The organism is Sphingomonas chungangi (assembly GCF_013778325.1).
In the GTDB taxonomy this organism is placed as follows: Bacteria; Pseudomonadota; Alphaproteobacteria; order Sphingomonadales; family Sphingomonadaceae; genus Solisphingomonas; species Solisphingomonas chungangi.
The window spans coordinates 301,935-319,845 of the sequence record NZ_JACEIB010000007.1 but is presented as its reverse complement, the minus strand read 5'-3'; the positions used below and the strand labels follow the sequence as shown (position 1 = coordinate 319,845).

The 17,911-nt window shown below is 67.3% G+C and carries 15 protein-coding genes; 6 read left to right on the top strand and 9 right to left on the bottom strand.

Annotation, left to right across the window (positions count from 1 at the left end; translation table 11 throughout):
* Nucleotides 1–191: 191 nt before the first annotated feature.
* Nucleotides 192–2,078: a potassium transporter Kup gene (locus HZF05_RS12710; protein ID WP_160366730.1), complete on the top strand. Its 1,887-nt coding sequence runs from the start codon at nt 192–194 to the stop codon at nt 2,076–2,078.
* On the opposite strand, the gene HZF05_RS12705 is transcribed toward HZF05_RS12710, so the two are convergent.
* Genes HZF05_RS12705 through HZF05_RS12695 form a run of 3 tightly spaced genes read right to left on the bottom strand, consistent with a single transcriptional unit; the run spans nt 2,075 to nt 4,988 of the window.
* Nucleotides 2,075–3,250, bottom strand: a complete 1,176-nt coding sequence (locus HZF05_RS12705) for a glycosyltransferase (protein ID WP_160366729.1) — start codon at nt 3,248–3,250, stop codon at nt 2,075–2,077. The two genes, HZF05_RS12710 and HZF05_RS12705, sit on opposite strands and share 4 nt — an antisense overlap.
* Nucleotides 3,247–4,218 (bottom strand): hypothetical protein, encoded by a 972-nt coding sequence (locus HZF05_RS12700; protein WP_181638861.1) that lies wholly within the window; start codon nt 4,216–4,218, stop codon nt 3,247–3,249. The genes HZF05_RS12705 and HZF05_RS12700 overlap by 4 nt, the downstream gene beginning before the upstream one ends.
* Before the next feature lie 2 nt (nt 4,219–4,220).
* On the bottom strand, nt 4,221–4,988 hold the full coding sequence (locus HZF05_RS12695) for a DUF2334 domain-containing protein (RefSeq protein WP_246331957.1): 768 nt from the start codon (nt 4,986–4,988) through the stop codon (nt 4,221–4,223).
* A gap of 183 nt (nt 4,989–5,171) precedes the next feature.
* Between HZF05_RS12695 and HZF05_RS12690 the strand changes: the two genes are divergently transcribed.
* Nucleotides 5,172–6,578 carry an efflux transporter outer membrane subunit gene (locus HZF05_RS12690; RefSeq protein ID WP_246331956.1) on the top strand — a complete coding sequence of 469 codons (1,407 nt, stop codon included), beginning with the start codon at nt 5,172–5,174 and terminating at the stop codon, nt 6,576–6,578.
* 146 nt (nt 6,579–6,724) lie between these two features.
* Here the strand turns inward: HZF05_RS12690 and HZF05_RS12685 are convergent, their stop codons facing one another.
* Both HZF05_RS12685 and HZF05_RS12680 read right to left on the bottom strand, forming a co-directional pair.
* A complete protein-coding gene (locus tag HZF05_RS12685) occupies nt 6,725–7,369 on the bottom strand; it encodes a glutathione S-transferase family protein (protein WP_160366726.1) in 645 nt (214 codons plus the stop codon).
* A gap of 65 nt (nt 7,370–7,434) precedes the next feature.
* Nucleotides 7,435–8,841: a sugar porter family MFS transporter gene (locus HZF05_RS12680; RefSeq protein ID WP_160366725.1), complete on the bottom strand. Its 1,407-nt coding sequence runs from the start codon at nt 8,839–8,841 to the stop codon at nt 7,435–7,437.
* Nucleotides 8,842–9,003: 162 nt separating this feature from the next.
* Here HZF05_RS12680 and HZF05_RS12675 point away from each other — a divergent pair, with 162 nt between their 5' ends.
* Together HZF05_RS12675 and HZF05_RS12670 are read left to right on the top strand one after the other, a co-directional pair.
* Nucleotides 9,004–10,692, top strand: a complete 1,689-nt coding sequence (locus HZF05_RS12675) for a DEAD/DEAH box helicase (RefSeq protein ID WP_160366724.1) — start codon at nt 9,004–9,006, stop codon at nt 10,690–10,692.
* Nucleotides 10,689–11,135 (top strand): YaiI/YqxD family protein, encoded by a 447-nt coding sequence (locus HZF05_RS12670; RefSeq protein ID WP_160366723.1) that lies wholly within the window; start codon nt 10,689–10,691, stop codon nt 11,133–11,135. The genes HZF05_RS12675 and HZF05_RS12670 overlap by 4 nt, the downstream gene beginning before the upstream one ends.
* Here HZF05_RS12670 and HZF05_RS12665 read toward each other — a convergent pair.
* Both HZF05_RS12665 and HZF05_RS12660 read right to left on the bottom strand, forming a co-directional pair.
* A complete protein-coding gene (locus HZF05_RS12665) occupies nt 11,132–12,505 on the bottom strand; it encodes an MATE family efflux transporter (RefSeq protein ID WP_160366722.1) in 1,374 nt (457 codons plus the stop codon). The genes HZF05_RS12670 and HZF05_RS12665 overlap by 4 nt on opposite strands.
* Before the next feature lie 39 nt (nt 12,506–12,544).
* Nucleotides 12,545–12,805 carry a hypothetical protein gene (locus HZF05_RS12660; RefSeq protein ID WP_160366721.1) on the bottom strand — a complete coding sequence of 87 codons (261 nt, stop codon included), beginning with the start codon at nt 12,803–12,805 and terminating at the stop codon, nt 12,545–12,547.
* Nucleotides 12,806–13,043: 238 nt separating this feature from the next.
* On the opposite strand from HZF05_RS12660, the gene HZF05_RS12655 reads away from it, so the two are divergent.
* A complete protein-coding gene (locus tag HZF05_RS12655; RefSeq protein ID WP_160366720.1) occupies nt 13,044–15,236 on the top strand; it encodes a TonB-dependent receptor in 2,193 nt (730 codons plus the stop codon).
* Between the two features lie 38 nt (nt 15,237–15,274).
* Here the strand turns inward: HZF05_RS12655 and HZF05_RS12650 are convergent, their stop codons facing one another.
* Entirely contained in the window at nt 15,275–16,471 is a 1,197-nt protein-coding gene (locus HZF05_RS12650) for an MFS transporter (protein ID WP_160366719.1), read from the bottom strand.
* A gap of 188 nt (nt 16,472–16,659) precedes the next feature.
* Nucleotides 16,660–17,094: a MarR family winged helix-turn-helix transcriptional regulator gene (locus HZF05_RS12645; protein WP_160366718.1), complete on the bottom strand. Its 435-nt coding sequence runs from the start codon at nt 17,092–17,094 to the stop codon at nt 16,660–16,662.
* Nucleotides 17,095–17,163: 69 nt separating this feature from the next.
* On the opposite strand from HZF05_RS12645, the gene HZF05_RS12640 reads away from it, so the two are divergent.
* On the top strand, nt 17,164–17,898 hold the full coding sequence (locus HZF05_RS12640; protein WP_343046886.1) for a DUF899 domain-containing protein: 735 nt from the start codon (nt 17,164–17,166) through the stop codon (nt 17,896–17,898).
* Nucleotides 17,899–17,911: the final 13 nt, after the last annotated feature.

Here is a 17,911-nt window from a genome sequence, read left to right as displayed (position 1 = left end):
CCCACTCCCCCCTCGAGGCCCGTCGCACGATCCGTGCGGCGGGCTTTCTTTTTGCGTCCCGCCACACGCGGACTTTATGCGGATTTAATGCGATCCCTCGAAACGCCACCACGAAGCTAACGGCCGGACATGGATTTCGATATGGACAAGCCCCATAGCGACGCCCGCGCGTTCACGCCCAACGGACATCCATGACAGACACCACTCATTCCTCCTCCGAGCACGGCTCGGGCAAGATGTTGCCGCTGGCGCTGGGCGCAATCGGCGTGGTGTTCGGCGATATCGGCACCTCGCCGCTTTATTCGCTCAAGGAGAGCTTCGCCGGCCCGCACCCGCTGGCGATCGACCGGCCGCACATCTTCGGCGTGCTCAGCCTGATCTTCTGGACGATGACTTTGGTCGTGACGATCAAGTACGTCCTCGTCACCATGCGCGCGGACAATGACGGCGAGGGCGGCAGCCTCGCGCTGCTGGCGCTGATCGTGCGCTCCGGCAAGATCAAGTGGACCAAGGGCATCGTCCTGCTCGGCGTGCTGGCGACCGCGCTCTTCTACGGCGACGCGATCATCACGCCGGCCATTTCGGTGCTGTCGGCGGTCGAGGGGCTGGAAATCGTCGGGCCGAGCTTCGCGCAATGGGTGGTGCCGATCTCGATCGTGATTCTGATCGGGCTGTTCCTGATCCAGTCCTACGGCACAGCGAAGGTGGGGATCATCTTCGGGCCGGTGATGCTCTTCTATTTCCTGATCATCGGGATCATGGGGCTCAGCGGCATCCTGCGCGATCCGTCGATCCTCGCCGCGATCAATCCCTGGTGGGCGCTGAACTTCTTCCTGCTCGATCCGAAGCTGGCCTTCCTCGCGCTCGGATCGGTGGTGCTGGCGGTGACGGGGGCCGAGGCGCTCTATGCGGACATGGGCCATTTCGGCCGCAAGTCGATCAGCGTGGCATGGCTCTACGTCGCCTTCCCCTGCCTGCTGCTCAACTATCTGGGCCAGTCCGCGCTGCTGCTCGACGATCCGAAGGCGATCGACAATCCCTTCTTCCGCCTCGCCCCCGATTGGGCACAGCTCCCGCTCATCGGCCTCGCCACCATCGCGACCGTGATCGCCAGCCAGGCGGTGATCTCGGGCGCCTATTCAGTGACGCAGCAGGCGGTGCAGCTCGGGTTCCTGCCGCGCCTGCGCATCACCCACACCAGCGCGAGCGCCGCCGGACAGATCTACGTGCCGCTGGTCAACTGGCTGCTGCTGATCTTCGTGCTGATGCTGGTGCTGACCTTCAAATCCTCGGGCAACCTCGCCTCGGCCTATGGCATCGCCGTGACGGGCACGATGGTGATCACCAGCCTGATGGTCGGCATCCTCGTCTTCACCATCTGGAAGTGGAACAAGTGGGCGGCCGGCCTGCTGGTCGGCGCCTTCCTGATCGTCGATGGCGCCTATTTCGCCTCGAACGTGACGAAGATCCCCGACGGGGGCTGGTTCCCGCTGCTGGTCGGCGCCTGCGCCTTCACGGTGCTGACCACCTGGGCGACCGGCCGCCGCCTGCTGCGCGAGCGGTTGTTCGAGAGCGCGATGCCGCTTGAGCTCTTCATCAAGACGGCGTCGAAGTCGGTACGCCGTGTGCCGGGGACCGCAGTGTTCCTCTCCGCCTCGCCCGAAGGCGCGCCGCCGGCGCTGCTCCACAACCTCAAGCACAACAAGGTGCTTCACGAACGGATCGTGATCCTGACGGTGAAGGTGATGGGCCGTCCGCACGTCGACGATGCCGACCGGATGGAGTTCACCGAGCTCGGGCCGGATTTCTACCGCATCGTGCTGAAATACGGCTTCATGCAGGAGGTCGACGTGCCGGCCGCGATGGCCATGGCGCGCGAATGCGGCCCGCCCTTCAAGCTGATGGAGACGAGCTTCTTCCTCGGCCGCCAGACCCTGGTCGCCTCCGACAAGCCGGGCATGGCGGTATGGCGCGAGAAGCTGTTCGCCTGGATGATGCGCAACGCGGAGAGCGCGATGGAATTCTTCAAGCTCCCTTCGAACCGCGTGGTCGAGCTGGGCAGTCAGCTGGAGATCTAGGCGGCGACCCGCGCGCCGTTCGCAATCGCTTCGTAGCTCGCGAACAGTTCGGCGAAGTGCGCGTCCAGCTTGCGCGTTCCGCCCGCCCTCGCACGCGCTTCGGCACCCAGCCTTGCCACGCCGCGATCGATCAGCCGCACCACCGCCTGCGCCGCCGACGATGCATCCGCCGCACGATACACCTCGCCGCCGCTGTCGCGTGCATGATCGGCCGCCCCACCCAGGTCGGGGGCGATGACCGGCAGGCCCGACGCTCGCGCCTCGGCCGCGACGAGGCAGAAGGTCTCCGCCTCGCAGCCGTGGATCAGCGCGTCGCCGCTCGCCAGCAGTCGCGCCAGCGCAGGACGATCCGTCACCGGCGCGAGCAGCAGCACATGCGGATTGCCGCCGACGTGGCGCATCACCTTCGCCTTGTCCCGTCCGCCACCGATCAGGACGAGGCCGACCGGCCGCTCGACGCCGGCCGCCATGCAGGCGTCGACCACCATCGGCCAGCGCTTCTCCGGCGCATGACGACCGAGGCCGATCAGCAGCGTGGCATCGGACCCGAGGCCGCAGCGGCGCAGCAGTTCGGCGCGCAGCCCTTCGTCGCGATGCGCCGGCGAGAATTCGCCCGACGCGATCCCCAGCGGATTGGTGACGACCTGCCGCAGACCACCCTCGGCCAGCCGGTCGGCGAGGCTGCGGCTGGGGCTCACGACAAGATCGTAGCGCGCGTCCAGACGGCGCAGATGCCGCCAAAACCAGTCGAAACCCTTGTCGATCGCCTCGCGGCTCGCGACCGGCCCGAACCAGCGATAGGCATACGCCGCCAGCGGATCGGCATGCATGAACAGCGCCCGAGGCGCCGAACCGCGCCAGCTCGCCACCGCCTCGGCAGCGCGCCAGGGCGACGAGGCCTCGACGAAATCGGGCTTCAGCCGGTCAAGCGCGGCGTGGATGGACTCCTGATCGGGGAAGTAGCGGTAAGTGCGATCGAAGGGCATCCTCGGCGCCGGGATCCACTCGATCCGTGCGCCCTCGCCCCGCACCTCGGTGCGATACTCCTCGCCCGGCGCGACCACGACGATCTCGTGGCCGTAAGCGGCACCCGCCGCCAGCTTGCGATCAACATACGTCCTCACCCCTCCGCCGCGCGGGGCGTAGAAGGCGCAGACGTCGACGATCCTCATGCAGTCGCCGCCTTGCGCGCCGTGCCGACCAGCTCTCCCGCCCCCAGAACGAGGCCAACGGCCAGGTGGGTGACGAGGAACAGGCCCGCCATCAGCGCCATGGCGTCCGCCGCCGAGGCGTTGCGGCCGATCAGGAACAGGGCCAGGCCGGCGAACACCAGTTCCTTGTTGGGGATCAGCGGCAGGCGGCTCACCAGCAGCCTCAGCGTCGCCAGCATCACCCACGAGGCGAGCGCCACGGACGGCACCAGAATATGCCACATCGTCGCCGACAATACCGTACCGCCGACGATACGCAGCAGATGCATCGCCGACACGAACCACAGATCGCGGCGCGGCAGGCTGAACAATTTGTGGCGGAACAGCATCACCGCCAGCGAGGTGACGACCACCACGCCGATCGATCCGCTCAGCGCCTGCACGTGCAGCCCCGCCGGCAACTCGGCGAGCAAGGGCCAGCCGATCATCAGCGCCACAACCGTGGTCAGGTTGCCGAGCATGGCGGACAGGATGGTGACGTCCTTGATCGCCCCGAACGGCGCCGCCACAAGATCGGCATTGCGCCGCGCCCAGCCGTAGAAATAGACCTCGCCGATATACCCCAGCAACACCTCGTTGCCGACCTGCTTGCGCATCAGCGGCCAGATTGCGGTGCCGGGCAGGTTCCACAGACGGCGGAAGATCACCCACTCGGTCGCCGGCTGCGCCATGTAGGCGGCGGCGAAGGCCATCCAGAACAACGGGTTGAGCGGCAGCATCGCGGCGATCCGCGCGTAATCGATGCCCCCGATCTTGAACAGCACCGCGCCGACGATCGCGAAGGAGAGGACCGGCCCCAGCCATTGCCGCCACTTGGGCGCGCCGGTGGCGAGCGCCTCCAGCTGCGGGGTCGGGCCGCCATGCTCGATCCAGTCGTCGAGCCTCACCGGCTCGCCGTCCCGCAGCATGCGCTCGTGGCTGATCTCCAAGCTCATTTCCTCTTCACAAGATCGGAATAGCGGCCGGCGGTGCGATCCCGCATGGCGGCGGCGAGGCTCGCGTCGATGCTGTCGAGCAATGCCGGGACGGTCGTGTCGCCGGGATGAACCGCGATGCGCAGCGTGCGCAGCGGCCTGAGCGCGGTGCGCGCCACTGCCGAGAAAGCCAGCGACGAGCGAATGCGCGACCGGCTGCGGCTCGCCCAGGTGACAACCGGGCCTTTGGCCAGAACGGCGCCGTCGGCAGGCCGCCAGACGCGCATATGATCCTCGGCCATGGCGAAGCCCGCCTCGCCCAGCGCCGCCTTCGCGCCCGGGCTATAGAGCCAGGCCGGCGCGATGAAGCCGGCGACCGGCTTGCCTGTGATATCCTCGATCAGCGCGCGGCCCTCGGTCATGCGGCGCAGCGCCTCGGCCTGGGACAGGGCGGAGAACTCGCCCTCGCCCGCCGTCATATGCTTCGCCCTGAAGCCCTTTGAGCGATTGTCGTCGCGATGCGTCCAGCCGTGCACGAACATCTCGACGCCGCCGTCGGCCCACTCCCGCAATCTGGCCTGGAAGGCGCGCGCGCCGACCAGCGGCGCCTGCCCCCAATGATCCGGCACCACCAGCATCGCGAAGCGCGGTCCGCCGAGATGGCGCGACAGGCGATCGGCGAGCTGATCCACCTCGCGCTCGAAGCGAGGGCCGACATCGTGGATCGACGCCAGCAGACGGCGCGACCCGCGATCTTCGGCAATGGGCAACGACGCTTGGCTCAACATCCGGTCCCGGACCGCCCCCCGGCGGTATTCATCGGGCGCCGGTAGCATCACCCGCGCCCAAAACCCAATGAAGCATCCGTAATGCGACGAAAGGACGATTTGGTGACGCTGCCGCTTGCCATTCGCCTGCCGCTGGTGTTCAGCAGGGTCAAGGGAAAGACAATTTCACGGAATCGGCCGTTGCACCGTCGCCTTCTTCCCCTCTTCCTGATCACCACCATGCTGGCCGGCTGCGATCTCGCGCCGCATTACCAGCGGCCGGCGCTCGCCGCGCCTTCGAGCTTCCCGCAGGGGCCGGCCTATCCGGCCGCCGCCGGCACGCAGGACGTCGCCGCGATCGGCTGGAAGGCTTTCTTCACCGACGAAAAGCTCCGGCAGGTGATCGCGCTCGGCCTCGCCAACAATCGCGATCTGCGCATCGCGGCGGCCAACATCCTGCAGGCGCGCGCCCAGTATCGCGCCCAGCGCGCCGACCTGTTCCCGACGGTCGATGCCAATGCCGCCGCCACGGTGAGCCACGGCAATTCGACGTCCAGCGGTTCGTCGACCGGCGGGGGAACGCGCCACAGCTATTCGGCGGACATCGGCATCTCCGCCTTCGAGCTCGATCTGTTCGGCCGCGTGCGGAACCTCACCAAGGCCGCCCAGGAGACCTATTTCGCGAGCCAGGCCGGTGCCGATGCCACCCGCATCAGCCTGATCGCCGAGATTGCCAGCGCCTGGCTGACGATGGGATCGGATCAGGATCAGCTCGCGCTGTCGAAGCAGACGCTCACCGCCTACCAGCAGACGGTCGGCATCACCCGCGCGCAGTTCGACAAGGGCATCGCCTCCGAGCTCGACGTGCAGCAGGCCGAGACCAACCTGCAGGATGCGCGCTACGATGTGGCGCAGCTCACCACCCAGATCGCGCAGGACCAGAATGCGCTGAACCTGCTGGTCGGCACCACCGTCACCGCCGATCTTCTGCCGTCCGGCATCGGCACGGGCGATTTCACGATGGCGGACCTGCCGGCGGGGCTCGATTCCACGATCCTGCTCAAGCGCCCGGACGTCCTGCAGTCCGAAGACCTGCTCAAGGGCTACAACGCCGATATCGGCGCGGCGCGCGCGGCCTTCTTCCCGACCATCTCGCTGACCGCCGCCGCCGGCACCGCCTCCACCGCGCTGACCGGCCTGTTCACCGGTGGCGCGTGGACATGGAGCGCGGGCGGATCGGCGACGCAGACCATCTTCGATTTCGGCAAGAACCTCGCCAACCTCCGCTATGCGCAGGCGAGCAAGCAGGCGGCGGTCGCCACCTACGAGAAAGCGGTGCAGACCGCCTTCCGCGAAGTCTCCGACGCACTCGCGATGCGCGGCACGATCGGCGAGCAGGTCGGGGCGCGATCGGACAAGGTCGATGCGGCCTCGAAAGCGGCGACGCTGTCGCTGGCCCGCTACAAGAGCGGCATCGACAGCTTCCTGACCACGCTGGATGCGCAGCGCACGCTCTACATCGCGCAGCAGGCGCTGGTGACGAGCCGCCTGCAGCGCGAGACCAACCTAGTGACGCTCTATTCGACACTGGGCGGCGGGCTGACGTAAACTTGTTCCCAACGCCGTTCGCCCTGAGGAGGGGCTGAGCGAAGTCGAAGACCCGTCTCGAAGGGCATGCGCTGCGGCTGTGCTTCGAGACGCCGCTTCGACAAGCTCAGCGGCTCCTCAGCACGAACGGTTGGGGGTGAGACCGGCTAAATCCCCGCCGGCGGCTTGATCGCCATGCCCCGCTGCACGGCGGGGCGGCCGCCGATCTCCTGCATCCAGCGATCGATGGCGGGCTTCTTGTCGAGATGCTCGCCGAGCGCGTCCTTGAGCATCGTCGTGGCGCCGACCATCCACGGATAGCAGGCGACGTCCGCGATCGTGTACTCCTCGCCCGCCAGATAAGGGCATTTCGCCAGCCGCCTTTCCATCACGCCGAGCAGCCGCCCGCACTCCTCGGTGAAGCGATCGATCGCGAGCGGCGCCTTTTCCTTGGAGCGCACCGCGAAGAAGCCGAGCTGCCCGAGCATCGGCCCGAGACTGCCGATCTGCCAATAGAGCCATTCCTGCGATTTCCACCGGGAATGGCCGGACGGCGCAAGGAACTTGTGATGCTTGTCGGCCAGATAGGTCAGGATCGCGCCGCTTTCGAAGATGGAGAGCGGCCCACCCTCCGCGCCGTGATCGACCAGCGCGGGCACCTTGTTGTTGGGCGAGATCGCCAGAAATTCCGGCTCGAACTGCTCGTCCTTGCCGATGTTGACGAAGTGGATCTCGTAGGAGAGGCCCAGCTCCTCCAGCAGGATCGGTACCTTCTTCCCGTTGGGCGTGGTCCAGGTGTGCAGGACGAGCATCGGGCCTCTCCTTCCGATCGATCACGGGACGAAGCGCGCCGTCCCGTGATCCGTTCCGTATAAGCTCAGCCCTGCATCGCCTCCAGCTCGACGCCTTTAGTCTCCTGAACCAGCTTGGCCACGAACGGGATCGAGACAGCCGCGAAGAAGGCATAGACCGCATAGGCGCCGACCAGCCCGATCGAGGCGAGCAGGATCGGGAAGGTCATGGTGATGGCGAAGTTCGCCACCCACTGCGACAGGCCCGAGACGGCCAGCGCCGATCCGCGCACCTGGTTGGGGAACATCTCGCCCAGCATCACCCAGACGACCGGCCCCCAGCTGAGATTGAAGAAGATCGAATAGACGTAGACGCTCACCACCGCGATCATGCCGGGCGTGTAGGCCAGCGTCAGCTTGTTGCCGGCGTCGGTCGTGCCGGTGGAAAGCGCGATCGCGACGATCACCAGCGTCACCGCCATGCCCGCCGATCCGACCAGCAGCAGCGGCTTACGCCCGACCCGGTCGACGAGGTTGGACGAGATCAGGCAGGAGATCACCGCCAGCACGCCGGTCAGGATGTTGAAGCCCAGCGACGCCGCCTCGGTATAGCCGATCGACTGCCACAGCACCGATCCGTAATAGAAGATCACGTTGATGCCGACGAGCTGCTGGAAGGCGGCGATGCCGACGCCCGCCCACACCACCTTGCGGATGCGGCCGGTGGCCGGGTCCTTGAGATCGGCGAGGCTCGGCTTGTGATCGCGGTTGAGCGAGGCCTCGATCTCGCCGATCTTCTGCTTCGCCTCGGCATCGTCCATGATCTTGTCGAGCACGGCATGCGCCTCGTCCCTGCGGCCGCGCGCGACGAGATAGCGCGGGCTTTCCGGAATCGTGAGCAGCGCGAAGAAGAAGACCGCCGAGGGGATGGTCTGCATCCAGAACATCCAGCGCCATGCCTCAAGGCCACCCCACAGCGGATGCGTCGCGCTGCCGGCGAAATGCGCGAGCAGGGCGTTGGAGATGAACGAGCCCAGCAGGCCGACGTTGATCATGATCTGCTGCAGCGTCGAAAGCTTGCCGCGCGTCGCTGCCGGGGTCACCTCGGCCACGTAGGCGGGGGACAGCACCGAGGCCGCGCCGACCGCGAAGCCGCCGAGCAGCCGCGCGGCGACGAACATCGCGGAGCCGGTGGCCGCACCCGCGCCGATCGCGGAGAAGAAGAACATCACCGCCGAGATGATCAGGATCGAGCGGCGGCCATAGACGTCCGCCAGCGATCCGGCCGCGAACGCGCCCACCGCAGAGCCGAGCAGCACCGAGGCGACGTTGAAGCCGGTGCCCGCGCTGGTCGTGTGGAACGCCTGCGCGAGCCCCTCGACGGTGCCGTTGATCACGCCGCTGTCGAAGCCGAACAGGAAGCCGCCGATCGTGGCGACGCCGCTGATCAGCGCGATGAAACCCGCATATGATGACGTCGCGCCCTGGCGCATCGCCCCCTCCCGATCCATGTGCCGGCCGGTTGCCGGCCTTCTCGGCGACCATGGGTAACAGATGGCAGCGGAGCCGCAAGCCTTTATGGCAGCGCTGCCATCACCGATCGAGCTTGGCAGATTCTCCTTGCCTTCTCGCCAAAAAGGCCCATGTGGCGCGCCATGCCCTTTTCAAGTCTTCCCGCCTCCCTGTCGGAGGCGTTGCGCGCGCGCGGCTATGAAGCGCCCACCGCCGTGCAAGCCGCCGTCATCGAGCCCGAGGCCCATGGCCGCGACCTGATCGTTTCCGCCCAGACCGGTTCGGGCAAGACGGTGGCCTTCGGCCTCGCCTTCGCCGAGCAGATCCTCGACGAGGCCGGGAGCGCCGGCCCGTCCGGCCCGCCCAAGGCGCTGATCATCGCCCCCACGCGCGAGCTGGCGCTGCAGGTGAGCCGCGAGCTGATGTGGCTTTACAAGGAGGCGCGCGCCTGGATCGCCACCTGCGTCGGCGGCATGGACGCATCCAAGGAGCGTCGCAACCTGGCGCAGGGCGCGCACATCGTCGTCGGCACGCCCGGCCGCCTTCGCGACCATCTCGAGCGCGGCGCGCTCGATCTGTCGCAGCTCAAGGTCGCCGTCCTCGACGAGGCCGACGAGATGCTCGACATGGGTTTCCGCGAGGACCTGGAAGAGATTCTCGACGCGACGCCCGAGGGTCGCCGCACACTCCTCTTCTCCGCGACCATGCCCAAGCCCATCGTGGCGCTGGCCAAGCGCTACCAGAAGGATGCGCTGCGCATCTCGACGGTGGGCGAGGATCGCGGCCATGGCGACATCAGCTACCAGGCCGTCACCGTCGCGCCCTCGGACATCGAGAATGCGGTGGTCAACCTGCTGCGCCTGCACGAGCCGGACACCGCGATGCTGTTCTGCGCGACCCGCGACGCGGTGCGCAGCCTGCATGCCAGCCTCGCCGATCGCGGCTTCTCGGCGGTGGCGCTGTCGGGCGAGCACAGCCAGTCCGAGCGCAACCACGCGCTGCAGGCGCTGCGCGACCGCCGTGCGCGCGTCTGCGTCGCCACCGATGTCGCGGCGCGCGGCATCGATCTGCCCTCGCTCAGCCTCGTCATCCACGTCGAACTGCCGCGCGACGCGGAGACGCTGCAGCATCGCTCCGGCCGCACCGGCCGTGCCGGCAAGAAGGGCATCGCCGCGCTGATCGTCCCCTATCCGCGCCGCCGCCGCGTCGACGCGATGCTGAAGGGCGCGCGCATCAACGCGCAATGGATGCAGGCGCCGAGTGCCGAAGAGGTGATGAAGGCCGATCGCGAGCGCCTGATCGAGACGCTGCTCCTTCCCGTCGAGATCGAGGAGGAGGATCGCGCGCTGGCCGAGCGCCTGATCGCCGAGCGCACGCCCGAGGATATCGCCGCGATGCTAGTGCAGGCGCACCGCGCCAAGCTGCCCGCGCCGGAATCGCTGGTCGAAGGCTCCGACGCCGGGCCGCCCGAGCGGCGCGAGCGGATCGAGGGTGTCTGGTTCCGCATGGACGTCGGCCGCCAGCACAATGCCGATCCGCGCTGGCTGCTGCCTTTGCTCTGCCGGCGCGGCCACATCACCAAAAGCGAGGTCGGCGCGATCCGGATCATGCCGAACGAGACCCTGTTCGAGATCCACCCTGCCGCCGCCCAGCGCTTCCAGCAGTCGGTCAAGCGCACCGCCGGCAAGGACGACAATGACGTGACGATCGAGCCGGCGCCCGGCGGAGCCCCGGCGCGGGGCGGTCCGGCCTCAAACGGTCCCGGCGCGCCGCATCGCCATCGTCGCGGCGGGCCGCCGCCGCGCGGCGCCCGGCCGGGTCCGCGCCGTTGAGAATCCTCGTCGATGCGGACGCCTGCCCGGTCAAGGAAGAGGTCTATAAGGTGGCGTTCCGGCGCGAGGTACCGGTGACGCTGGTGGCCAATTCGCACCTGCGCGTGCCGCCCCACCCGCTGATCCACCGCGAGACCGTCACCAACGTGCTCGATGCCGCCGACGATCGCATCGCCGAGCTGGCCGGCCCGGACTGCGTGGTGGTGACGGCCGACATCCTGCTCGCCGATCGCTGTCTCAAGGCGGGCGCGGCGGTGCTGGCGCCGACCGGCAAGCCCTTCACCGCCGCCTCGATCGGCAGCGCCATCGCGGTGCGCGCGATCATGGTGGATCTCCGCGCCGGTGGCGACCAGATCGGCGGCGCCGCGCCCTTCTCAAAAGAGGATCGCTCGCGCTTCCTGCAGGCGCTCGACGGGGCGCTGGTGAAGCTGGCCCGCGTCTAGATCAGCCCAAGCTTCTCGCGCCGGCTCCACCGCGTCATCATCAGCACCGCCGCCGTGGCGAGGCCCGCCGCCAGCCCGATCCACACGCCCACCCCGCCCCAGCCGAGGTGAAAGGCGAACAGGATCGCTGTGCCGAAGCCGATCACCCAGTAGCCGAGCGCCGCGAACACCATCGGCACGGCGGTGTCGTGGATGCCGCGCAGCATCCCCGCCCCCACCGCCTGCGCGCCGTCGACCAGCTGGAACAACGCCGCCACCGTCAGGAACGCCACGGCGAGATCGACGACATGCGCGTCGGCCGGCGTACGCGCCTCGATGAACAGCCCGACCAGAAGGCGCGGCGCCAGCAGCATCAGCGCCGCCAGCGCGACCATGAAGGCCATCGTCACGGCGAACGCCGCCCAGCCCGCGCGGGTCACGCCCACCCGGTCCCGCCGGCCATAGGCCAGCCCGACCCGCACCGTCGTCGCCTGCCCGATGCCGAGCGGCACCATGAAGCAGAGCGAGGCGATCTGGATCGCCACCGCATGCGCCGCCAGTTCCGGCTCGCCGATCAGGCCCATCAGGAAGACGGCGGCGTTGAAGATGGTCACCTCCATCCCCAGCGTCACCGCGATCGGGAAGCCCAGCCGCCACACGTGCATGAAACGCGGCCAGTCCGCCTTCCAGAAATTGCCGAACAGATGATAGCGGCGGAAGCGCTTGTGCCGCGTCACCACGATGGCGAGGCCGAGCGCCATCACGCTGTTGGAGATGGTGCTCCCCAGCCCGGCGCCGAACAAGCCGAGTGCCGGCAGACCGAAGTGCCCGAAGATCAGCGCGTAGTTGAGGATCGCGTTGGAAAAGACCGCGAACGCCCCCACCGCGAAGGCCCAGCCGGGCCGCTCCAGCGCGGAGACGAACGACTTCAGCACCTGATAGACGAACAGCGGCAGCATCCCGAACATCATCGGCCGCACGAGATGCGACGCCTCATGCGCGAGCTTCGGATCCTGCCGGAACAGCAGCAGCAGCCCTTCCGCATGCCAGAGCAGCAGCCAGATCGGGATGACCAGCGCCACCGCCGCCCACAGACTCTGCCGCACGGTGCGCCGCACCTCGCGGACGTTGTGCGATCGTTGGCCCAACGCCTTCGCCATCATCGGCGAAGCGGCGATCATCACGCCGACGCCGAAGATCATGCAGGCATTGTAGAGGTTCACGCCGAGCGCACCCGCCGCCAGCACCCGAGGCCCCGCCCAGCCGAGCAGCACCACGTCGGTCGACGGGATCAGCGCCTGCGCGAGGTTGGTCAGCACCAGCGGGTAAGCGAGCGCCAGCGTCGCGCGCACCTCCTGTTTCCACCAGCCTCTTTCCTGCATCCCCGTCATGCCCGCCCGAGTGATCCCTTGGACGGTCGTTGGCAAGTGTCACGCGAGGGCGAAAGCTGGCCCCTCCTCGTCGGGCGGCGACGGCAATCTTCGCGCCGAAGACCGCCGCGCACGTCTTTTGACGCGGCGGACCAGGCCGGTGCTTCGAACGCGCAGGTAAGCGAGAAGCGGGCCGACCTTCGTCATCGAGGCTACAAAGGCGACGCCGATCACCACGTCGAGATAGGCCAGTGTCTCGGCGCCCATCCACAACGCGAAATCCGCCGGCAGCGTTTGCGCCAGGCCGGCGACGATCACCATGAGCAGAAGGGCGAACGCCGCCTTTCGGCTATGCCGCCATGCTGAACCTAGAAAATGTTTCACCCCAGCCTCCCCGTATCTCGGAGAGATGTGGAAAAGGCGCGGCGGTTTCAAGGTGACAAATCGCTGTGGCGTTTATGCCGCAGGTGCGAAGGGATACGTCCATTACCCGTTTTTCACTTGGCGGCATATGTGATGATACACTATCTCACGCGGCGACCCGTTTCCGGAGATTCGCATGTCCCCCAAGTTCGCGTTGCTGATCAGTGTTGCCGCCCTCTCCTTGCCTGCCGCCGCCCATGCCGCGGCCTCGCCGCCGGTGACTACCGATCAGGATGCGGACGCCGCCGCCGCGAAGGCCAGCAACGCCAAGGCGATCGTCGTGACCGGCCACAAGCTCGACGAGGCACGCGCCTCGATCCAGCCGTCGCTCGGCGCCACCGCCTACGGGGTCGACCAGGCGACCATCCAGAAGCTGCCCGGCGGCGACAACCAGCCGCTCAACCAGTTGATCCTGCAGGTGCCGGGCGTCGTGCAGGACGGCTTCGGCCAGCTCCACGTCCGCGACGACCATAACGGCCTGCAATATCGCATCAACGGCACCATCCTGCCGGAAGGCCTCGCGGTGTTCGGCCAGACGCTCAGCCCCCGGCTGATCAACAGCTTCAACCTGCTGACCGGCGCGCTGCCCGCCCAATACGGCCTGCGCACCGCCGGCATCGTCGACATCACGACCAAGACCGGCTTCCAGAACAAGGGCGAGATCAGCCTCTACGGCGGCAGCCACGACACGATCGAGCCGAGCTTCGATTATGGCGGCTCCACGGGTTCTACCAACTACTTCGTCTCGGGCAGCTACACCCACAACCGCCTGGGCATCGAGAGCGTCGACGGCTCATCCAACCCGCTGCACGACAAGACCGATCAGGAAAACGCCTTCGCCTATGTCGATCACATCGTCAGCGACAGCGACCGCGTCTCCTTCCTCGGCGGCTTCTCCAACGACTATTTCCAGATCCCCAACCCGCGCGACCTGCACGCCGCCGACGGCAACCCCGGCTGGAACATCGACGGGCAGAAGGATTATCTTTCCAACGATCTGAACGAGCGGCAACTGGAGCGGACCGGCTTCGGCGCGGTCTCGTGGCTGCACCATGACGGCGCCTTCACCTGGCAGACCTCGCTTTACGCGCGCTATTCGGAGCTGGTGTATCGGCCGGACGTCACCGGCGAGTTGCTGTTCAACGGGCAGGCGCAGGATGCCAAGAAACAGGACTTCACCGTCGGCATCCAGTCCGAGGCGGCCTACAAGATCTCCGATCACCACACGCTGCGCGGCGGTGTGATCGTCAGCCGCGATCGCGGCGTCAGCGACACCGATACCTTCGTCTTCCCCGGCGACTTCAATGCCGACGGCACGGTCTTCACGCAGACCGGCCAGCCCGAAAGCCTGCTCGCCCACGACACGGCGACCGAATGGACCGAGAGCGTCTATCTGCAGGACGAGTGGAAGATCGTCCCCACCGTGACGCTCAACTTCGGCGGCCGCTTCGATCATTACTGCGGCTATCGCTGCGAGCATCAGTTCAGCCCACGCGTCAACGCGGTGTGGCAGCCGTCGCGCGACACCACCTTCCACATCGGTTATGCGCGCTATTTCTCGCCGCCGCCGTTCGAGAATGTCGCGACCACCGACATCACCTCGTTGCAGCATACCAGCGCCGCACCGACCGACCCCAAGGCGCTCGACACCACGCCCTATGCCGAGCGCCAGAATTATTTCGATGCCGGCGTGGAACAGAAGTTCGGCGCGTTCACCGTCAGCATCGATGGCTATTATCGCAAGTCCAAGAACCTGATCGACGAGGGCCAGTTCGGCGCGCCGATCATCCTGACACCGTTCAACTACCGGCACGGCAAGATCCACGGCGTCGAAGGGAGCATCAGCTACCAGCGCGGGCCGTGGATGATCTACGGCAACTTCGCCTACGCCAAGGCGCAGGGCAAGGACATCGTCTCCAGCCAGTTCAGCTTCGATCCGGGCGATCTCACGTATATCGCCAACCATTATATCTATCTGGATCACGACCAGACCTACACGGGTTCGGCGGGCATCTCCTACAGCTTCGAGGATGGTTTCCTGCGCGGATCGAAGCTGGGCGGCGACATGCTCTACGGATCGGGCCTGCGCACCGATCTGGAGCTGCCGAACGGCGACGATATTCCCAACGGCGCGCACCTGAAGGGTTATGCCCAGTTCAACCTGACCGCGAGCCACAAGTTCGACGGGCCGGGGCTGGAGGTGCGGCTCGACGTCACCAACGTGCTCGACCACAAATACGAGATCCGCGACGGCAACGGCGTCGGCGTCGGCGCGCCGGAATATGGCCCCCGCCGGGGCGTGTTCGTAGGGATCACGAAGGATATCTGACTTTCAAGCCCTCTCCCGCGAAAAGCGGGAGAAGGCTCTTAAGCCATTGCTACCTTCATCGCCCGCCGCTTGTCGTCCCACACCGTCACCGCCCAGATCGCGAAGCCGCCCAGCGCGAGGCAAGCGCCCACCGGCCCCGTCGAGGTCCAGCCCCAGCCGGCGTCGATGGCGAGGCCACCGAGCAGCGGTCCCAGCGCATTGGCGGTGTTGAAAGCGGAATGGTTGAGCGCCGCCGCCAGCTGCTGCGCGTCGCCCGCCACGTCCATCAGGCGCGGCTGCAGCACCACGCCCAGCGAACCGCCGAGCCCGATCAGGAACACGTCGACCATCACCAGCCAGACGTTCGGCGCCGCCAGCGGGAAGACGAGCAACGTCGCCGCCGAGAAGAGCAGCAGCCCGCCGCCGGTCGGCATCAGCGCGCGGTTGGCGAACCAGGGAATGACGATATTGCCCGCCGTCATACCCAGCCCGAACACGGCCAGCACCACCGGCACGAAGCCCGGCGAGACATGGGTCACGTCGGTCAGCGTCGTGGCCAGATAGGTGTAGACGCAGAACAGCCCGCCGAAACCGATCGCACTGATCCCGAGCAGCAGCCACACCTGCCCGTTCTTCAACGCGCCGAGCTCGCGCAGCGGGCTGGCATCAGGATGCGCGGCATCGCGCGGCGCGAAGATCGCCACCAGCGCCGCCGTCAGCAGCGCGAGGCCGGCGACGATCGCGAAGCCCGATCGCCAGCCGACCGCCTGCCCGATCCAGCTCGCCGCCGGCACGCCGATCACGGTCGCGGCGGTGAGGCCGAGGAAGATCTGCCCGATCACCGTCGCCCTGCGGTCGGGCGGCACCAGCCCGGTCGCCACCAGGGCGGCGATGCCGAAATAGGCGCCGTGCGGCAGGCCGGCGAGGAAGCGGAAACCCAGCATCCAGCCGTAGCTCGGGGCGATCGCCGACAGCCCGTTGCCGAGCGCGAAGAACAGCATCAGCGCGATCAGCTGGGTGCGCCGCGCGAGCTTGGCGCCGATCACCGCCATCAGCGGCGCGCCCACCACCACGCCCAGCGCATAGGCCGAGATGACGTGCCCGGCGGTCGGCTCGTCGATATGGAGGCCACGCGCGAAATAGGGGACCAGCGCCATCGAGGCGAATTCGGTCGTGCCGATCGCGAAACCGCCCACCGCCAGCGCGACAATCACCAGCGCGGGATGGACGTGCGTCGTCGGCTTGGGAAAGGTCATGCGGCGCTCCGGCTGGTTGCACCGCAGCATGTATGACAACGCTGGAAGATGGCAAGTCCGTCAAGATGCCGGCCGCGCGATCGACTGTCCCCCCGGCTCAGGGTCGCGGCGACCGGCATCTTCCCCCGGAACGCCGCCTCACTATGGTTTGCCCCTGATTCCAGCAAGCTAGACGATGGTCGAGCGAGTCAGCAAAGTGCAATCAGCCCAACCCGCAATGCATCCGCATCGGCCAGCTTCGATTCCACCTCATGATGCGTCGCACGCCAGATCGGCACGGCCGCCCCAAGGGCCTCCAGCCCCGCATCGGTAAGCGCCATCAGGCGGTTGCGGCGGTCCTTCGGATCGGCGTTCACCTCGACCAGCCCGCGCCGTTCGAGCGGCTTGAGCATGGCGGTCAGCGTGGTGCGGTCCATCGCCAGCAACTGCGCGACCGGCGCCATCGGTGGCGGTGCCGGCCGATTGAGCGCCATCAGCAGCGAGAACTGCCCGTTGGTCAGGCCCACCGGTCTCAGCGCCACGTCGAAACGCCGCGCGAGCGCCCGCGCCGCGCGTTGGGCATGCAGGCAGAGACAGGCGTCGCGCACCTCGATGGTGGTCTCGAACGGCACCGTCTTTGACATGCCATGAGATATGTTGATACCAACATATCAAGTCAAGCATTCCCGAGTCGCATCCGAGGAGAGGAAGCCGTGACCGATCATGCTGTCGTATCGCGCGAGGAGTGGCTGGAGGCACGCCGCGCGTTGCTCGCCCGCGAGAAGGAGGAGACCCATCTGCGCGACGCGGTGAATGCCGAGCGGCTGGCCCTGCCGTGGGTGAAGGTGGACAAGGATTATCGCTTCCAGACGCCGAGCGGCCAGAAGAGCCTCGCCGATCTGTTCGACGGGCGCAGCCAGCTCGTCGTCTATCACTTCATGCTGGCGCCGGACTGGGAGGCGGGGTGCCCCGGCTGCTCCTTCCTGGCCGAGACGTTCGACGGCACGCTCGCGCACCTCAACAACCATGACGTGACGCTCACCGCGATCAGCCGCGCGCCGCTGGAGAAGATCGCGGCCTACAGAGGCCGCATGGGCTGGCGCTTCCCGTGGGCATCGTCGCACGGATCGGACTTCAACTACGACTATCACGTGTCGTGGACGCCCGAGCAGCTCGCCAGCGGCCGCATCGACTACAATTTCGCCGAGGAAGGCATCGAGGTGCGCGACGACGGCACCGAGAGCCCGGGCATGAGCGCCTTCTTCAAGGATTCCGACGGCACCGTCTTCCACACCTATTCCGCCTATGCGCGCGGCATCGAGGACTGGATCGGCACGCTGATGATCCTCGATCGCGCGCCCAAGGGCCGCAACGAGGACGCGACGATGAACTTCGTGCGCCGCCACGACGAATATGAAAGCGCATCGCCAAAAGCGGCCTGTCACTGAGCGGACTGCTGCC

What these genes read in the sequence shown, in the direction of transcription:
- HZF05_RS12665 (WP_160366722.1), bottom strand. Translation starts at nt 12,505, where the DNA reads ATGACGGGGATGCAGGAAAGAGGCTGGTGGAAACAGGAGGTGCGCGCG.
- HZF05_RS12680 (WP_160366725.1), bottom strand. Translation starts at nt 8,841, where the DNA reads ATGCGCCAGGGCGCGACGTCATCATATGCGGGTTTCATCGCGCTGATC.
- HZF05_RS12675 (WP_160366724.1), top strand. Translation starts at nt 9,004, where the DNA reads ATGCCCTTTTCAAGTCTTCCCGCCTCCCTGTCGGAGGCGTTGCGCGCG.
- HZF05_RS12660 (WP_160366721.1), bottom strand. Translation starts at nt 12,805, where the DNA reads ATGGTGATCGTCGCCGGCCTGGCGCAAACGCTGCCGGCGGATTTCGCG.
- HZF05_RS12655 (WP_160366720.1), top strand. Translation starts at nt 13,044, where the DNA reads ATGTCCCCCAAGTTCGCGTTGCTGATCAGTGTTGCCGCCCTCTCCTTG.
- HZF05_RS12710 (WP_160366730.1), top strand. Translation starts at nt 192, where the DNA reads ATGACAGACACCACTCATTCCTCCTCCGAGCACGGCTCGGGCAAGATG.
- HZF05_RS12645 (WP_160366718.1), bottom strand. Translation starts at nt 17,094, where the DNA reads ATGTCAAAGACGGTGCCGTTCGAGACCACCATCGAGGTGCGCGACGCC.
- HZF05_RS12650 (WP_160366719.1), bottom strand. Translation starts at nt 16,471, where the DNA reads ATGACCTTTCCCAAGCCGACGACGCACGTCCATCCCGCGCTGGTGATT.
- HZF05_RS12705 (WP_160366729.1), bottom strand. Translation starts at nt 3,250, where the DNA reads ATGAGGATCGTCGACGTCTGCGCCTTCTACGCCCCGCGCGGCGGAGGG.
- HZF05_RS12685 (WP_160366726.1), bottom strand. Translation starts at nt 7,369, where the DNA reads ATGCTCGTCCTGCACACCTGGACCACGCCCAACGGGAAGAAGGTACCG.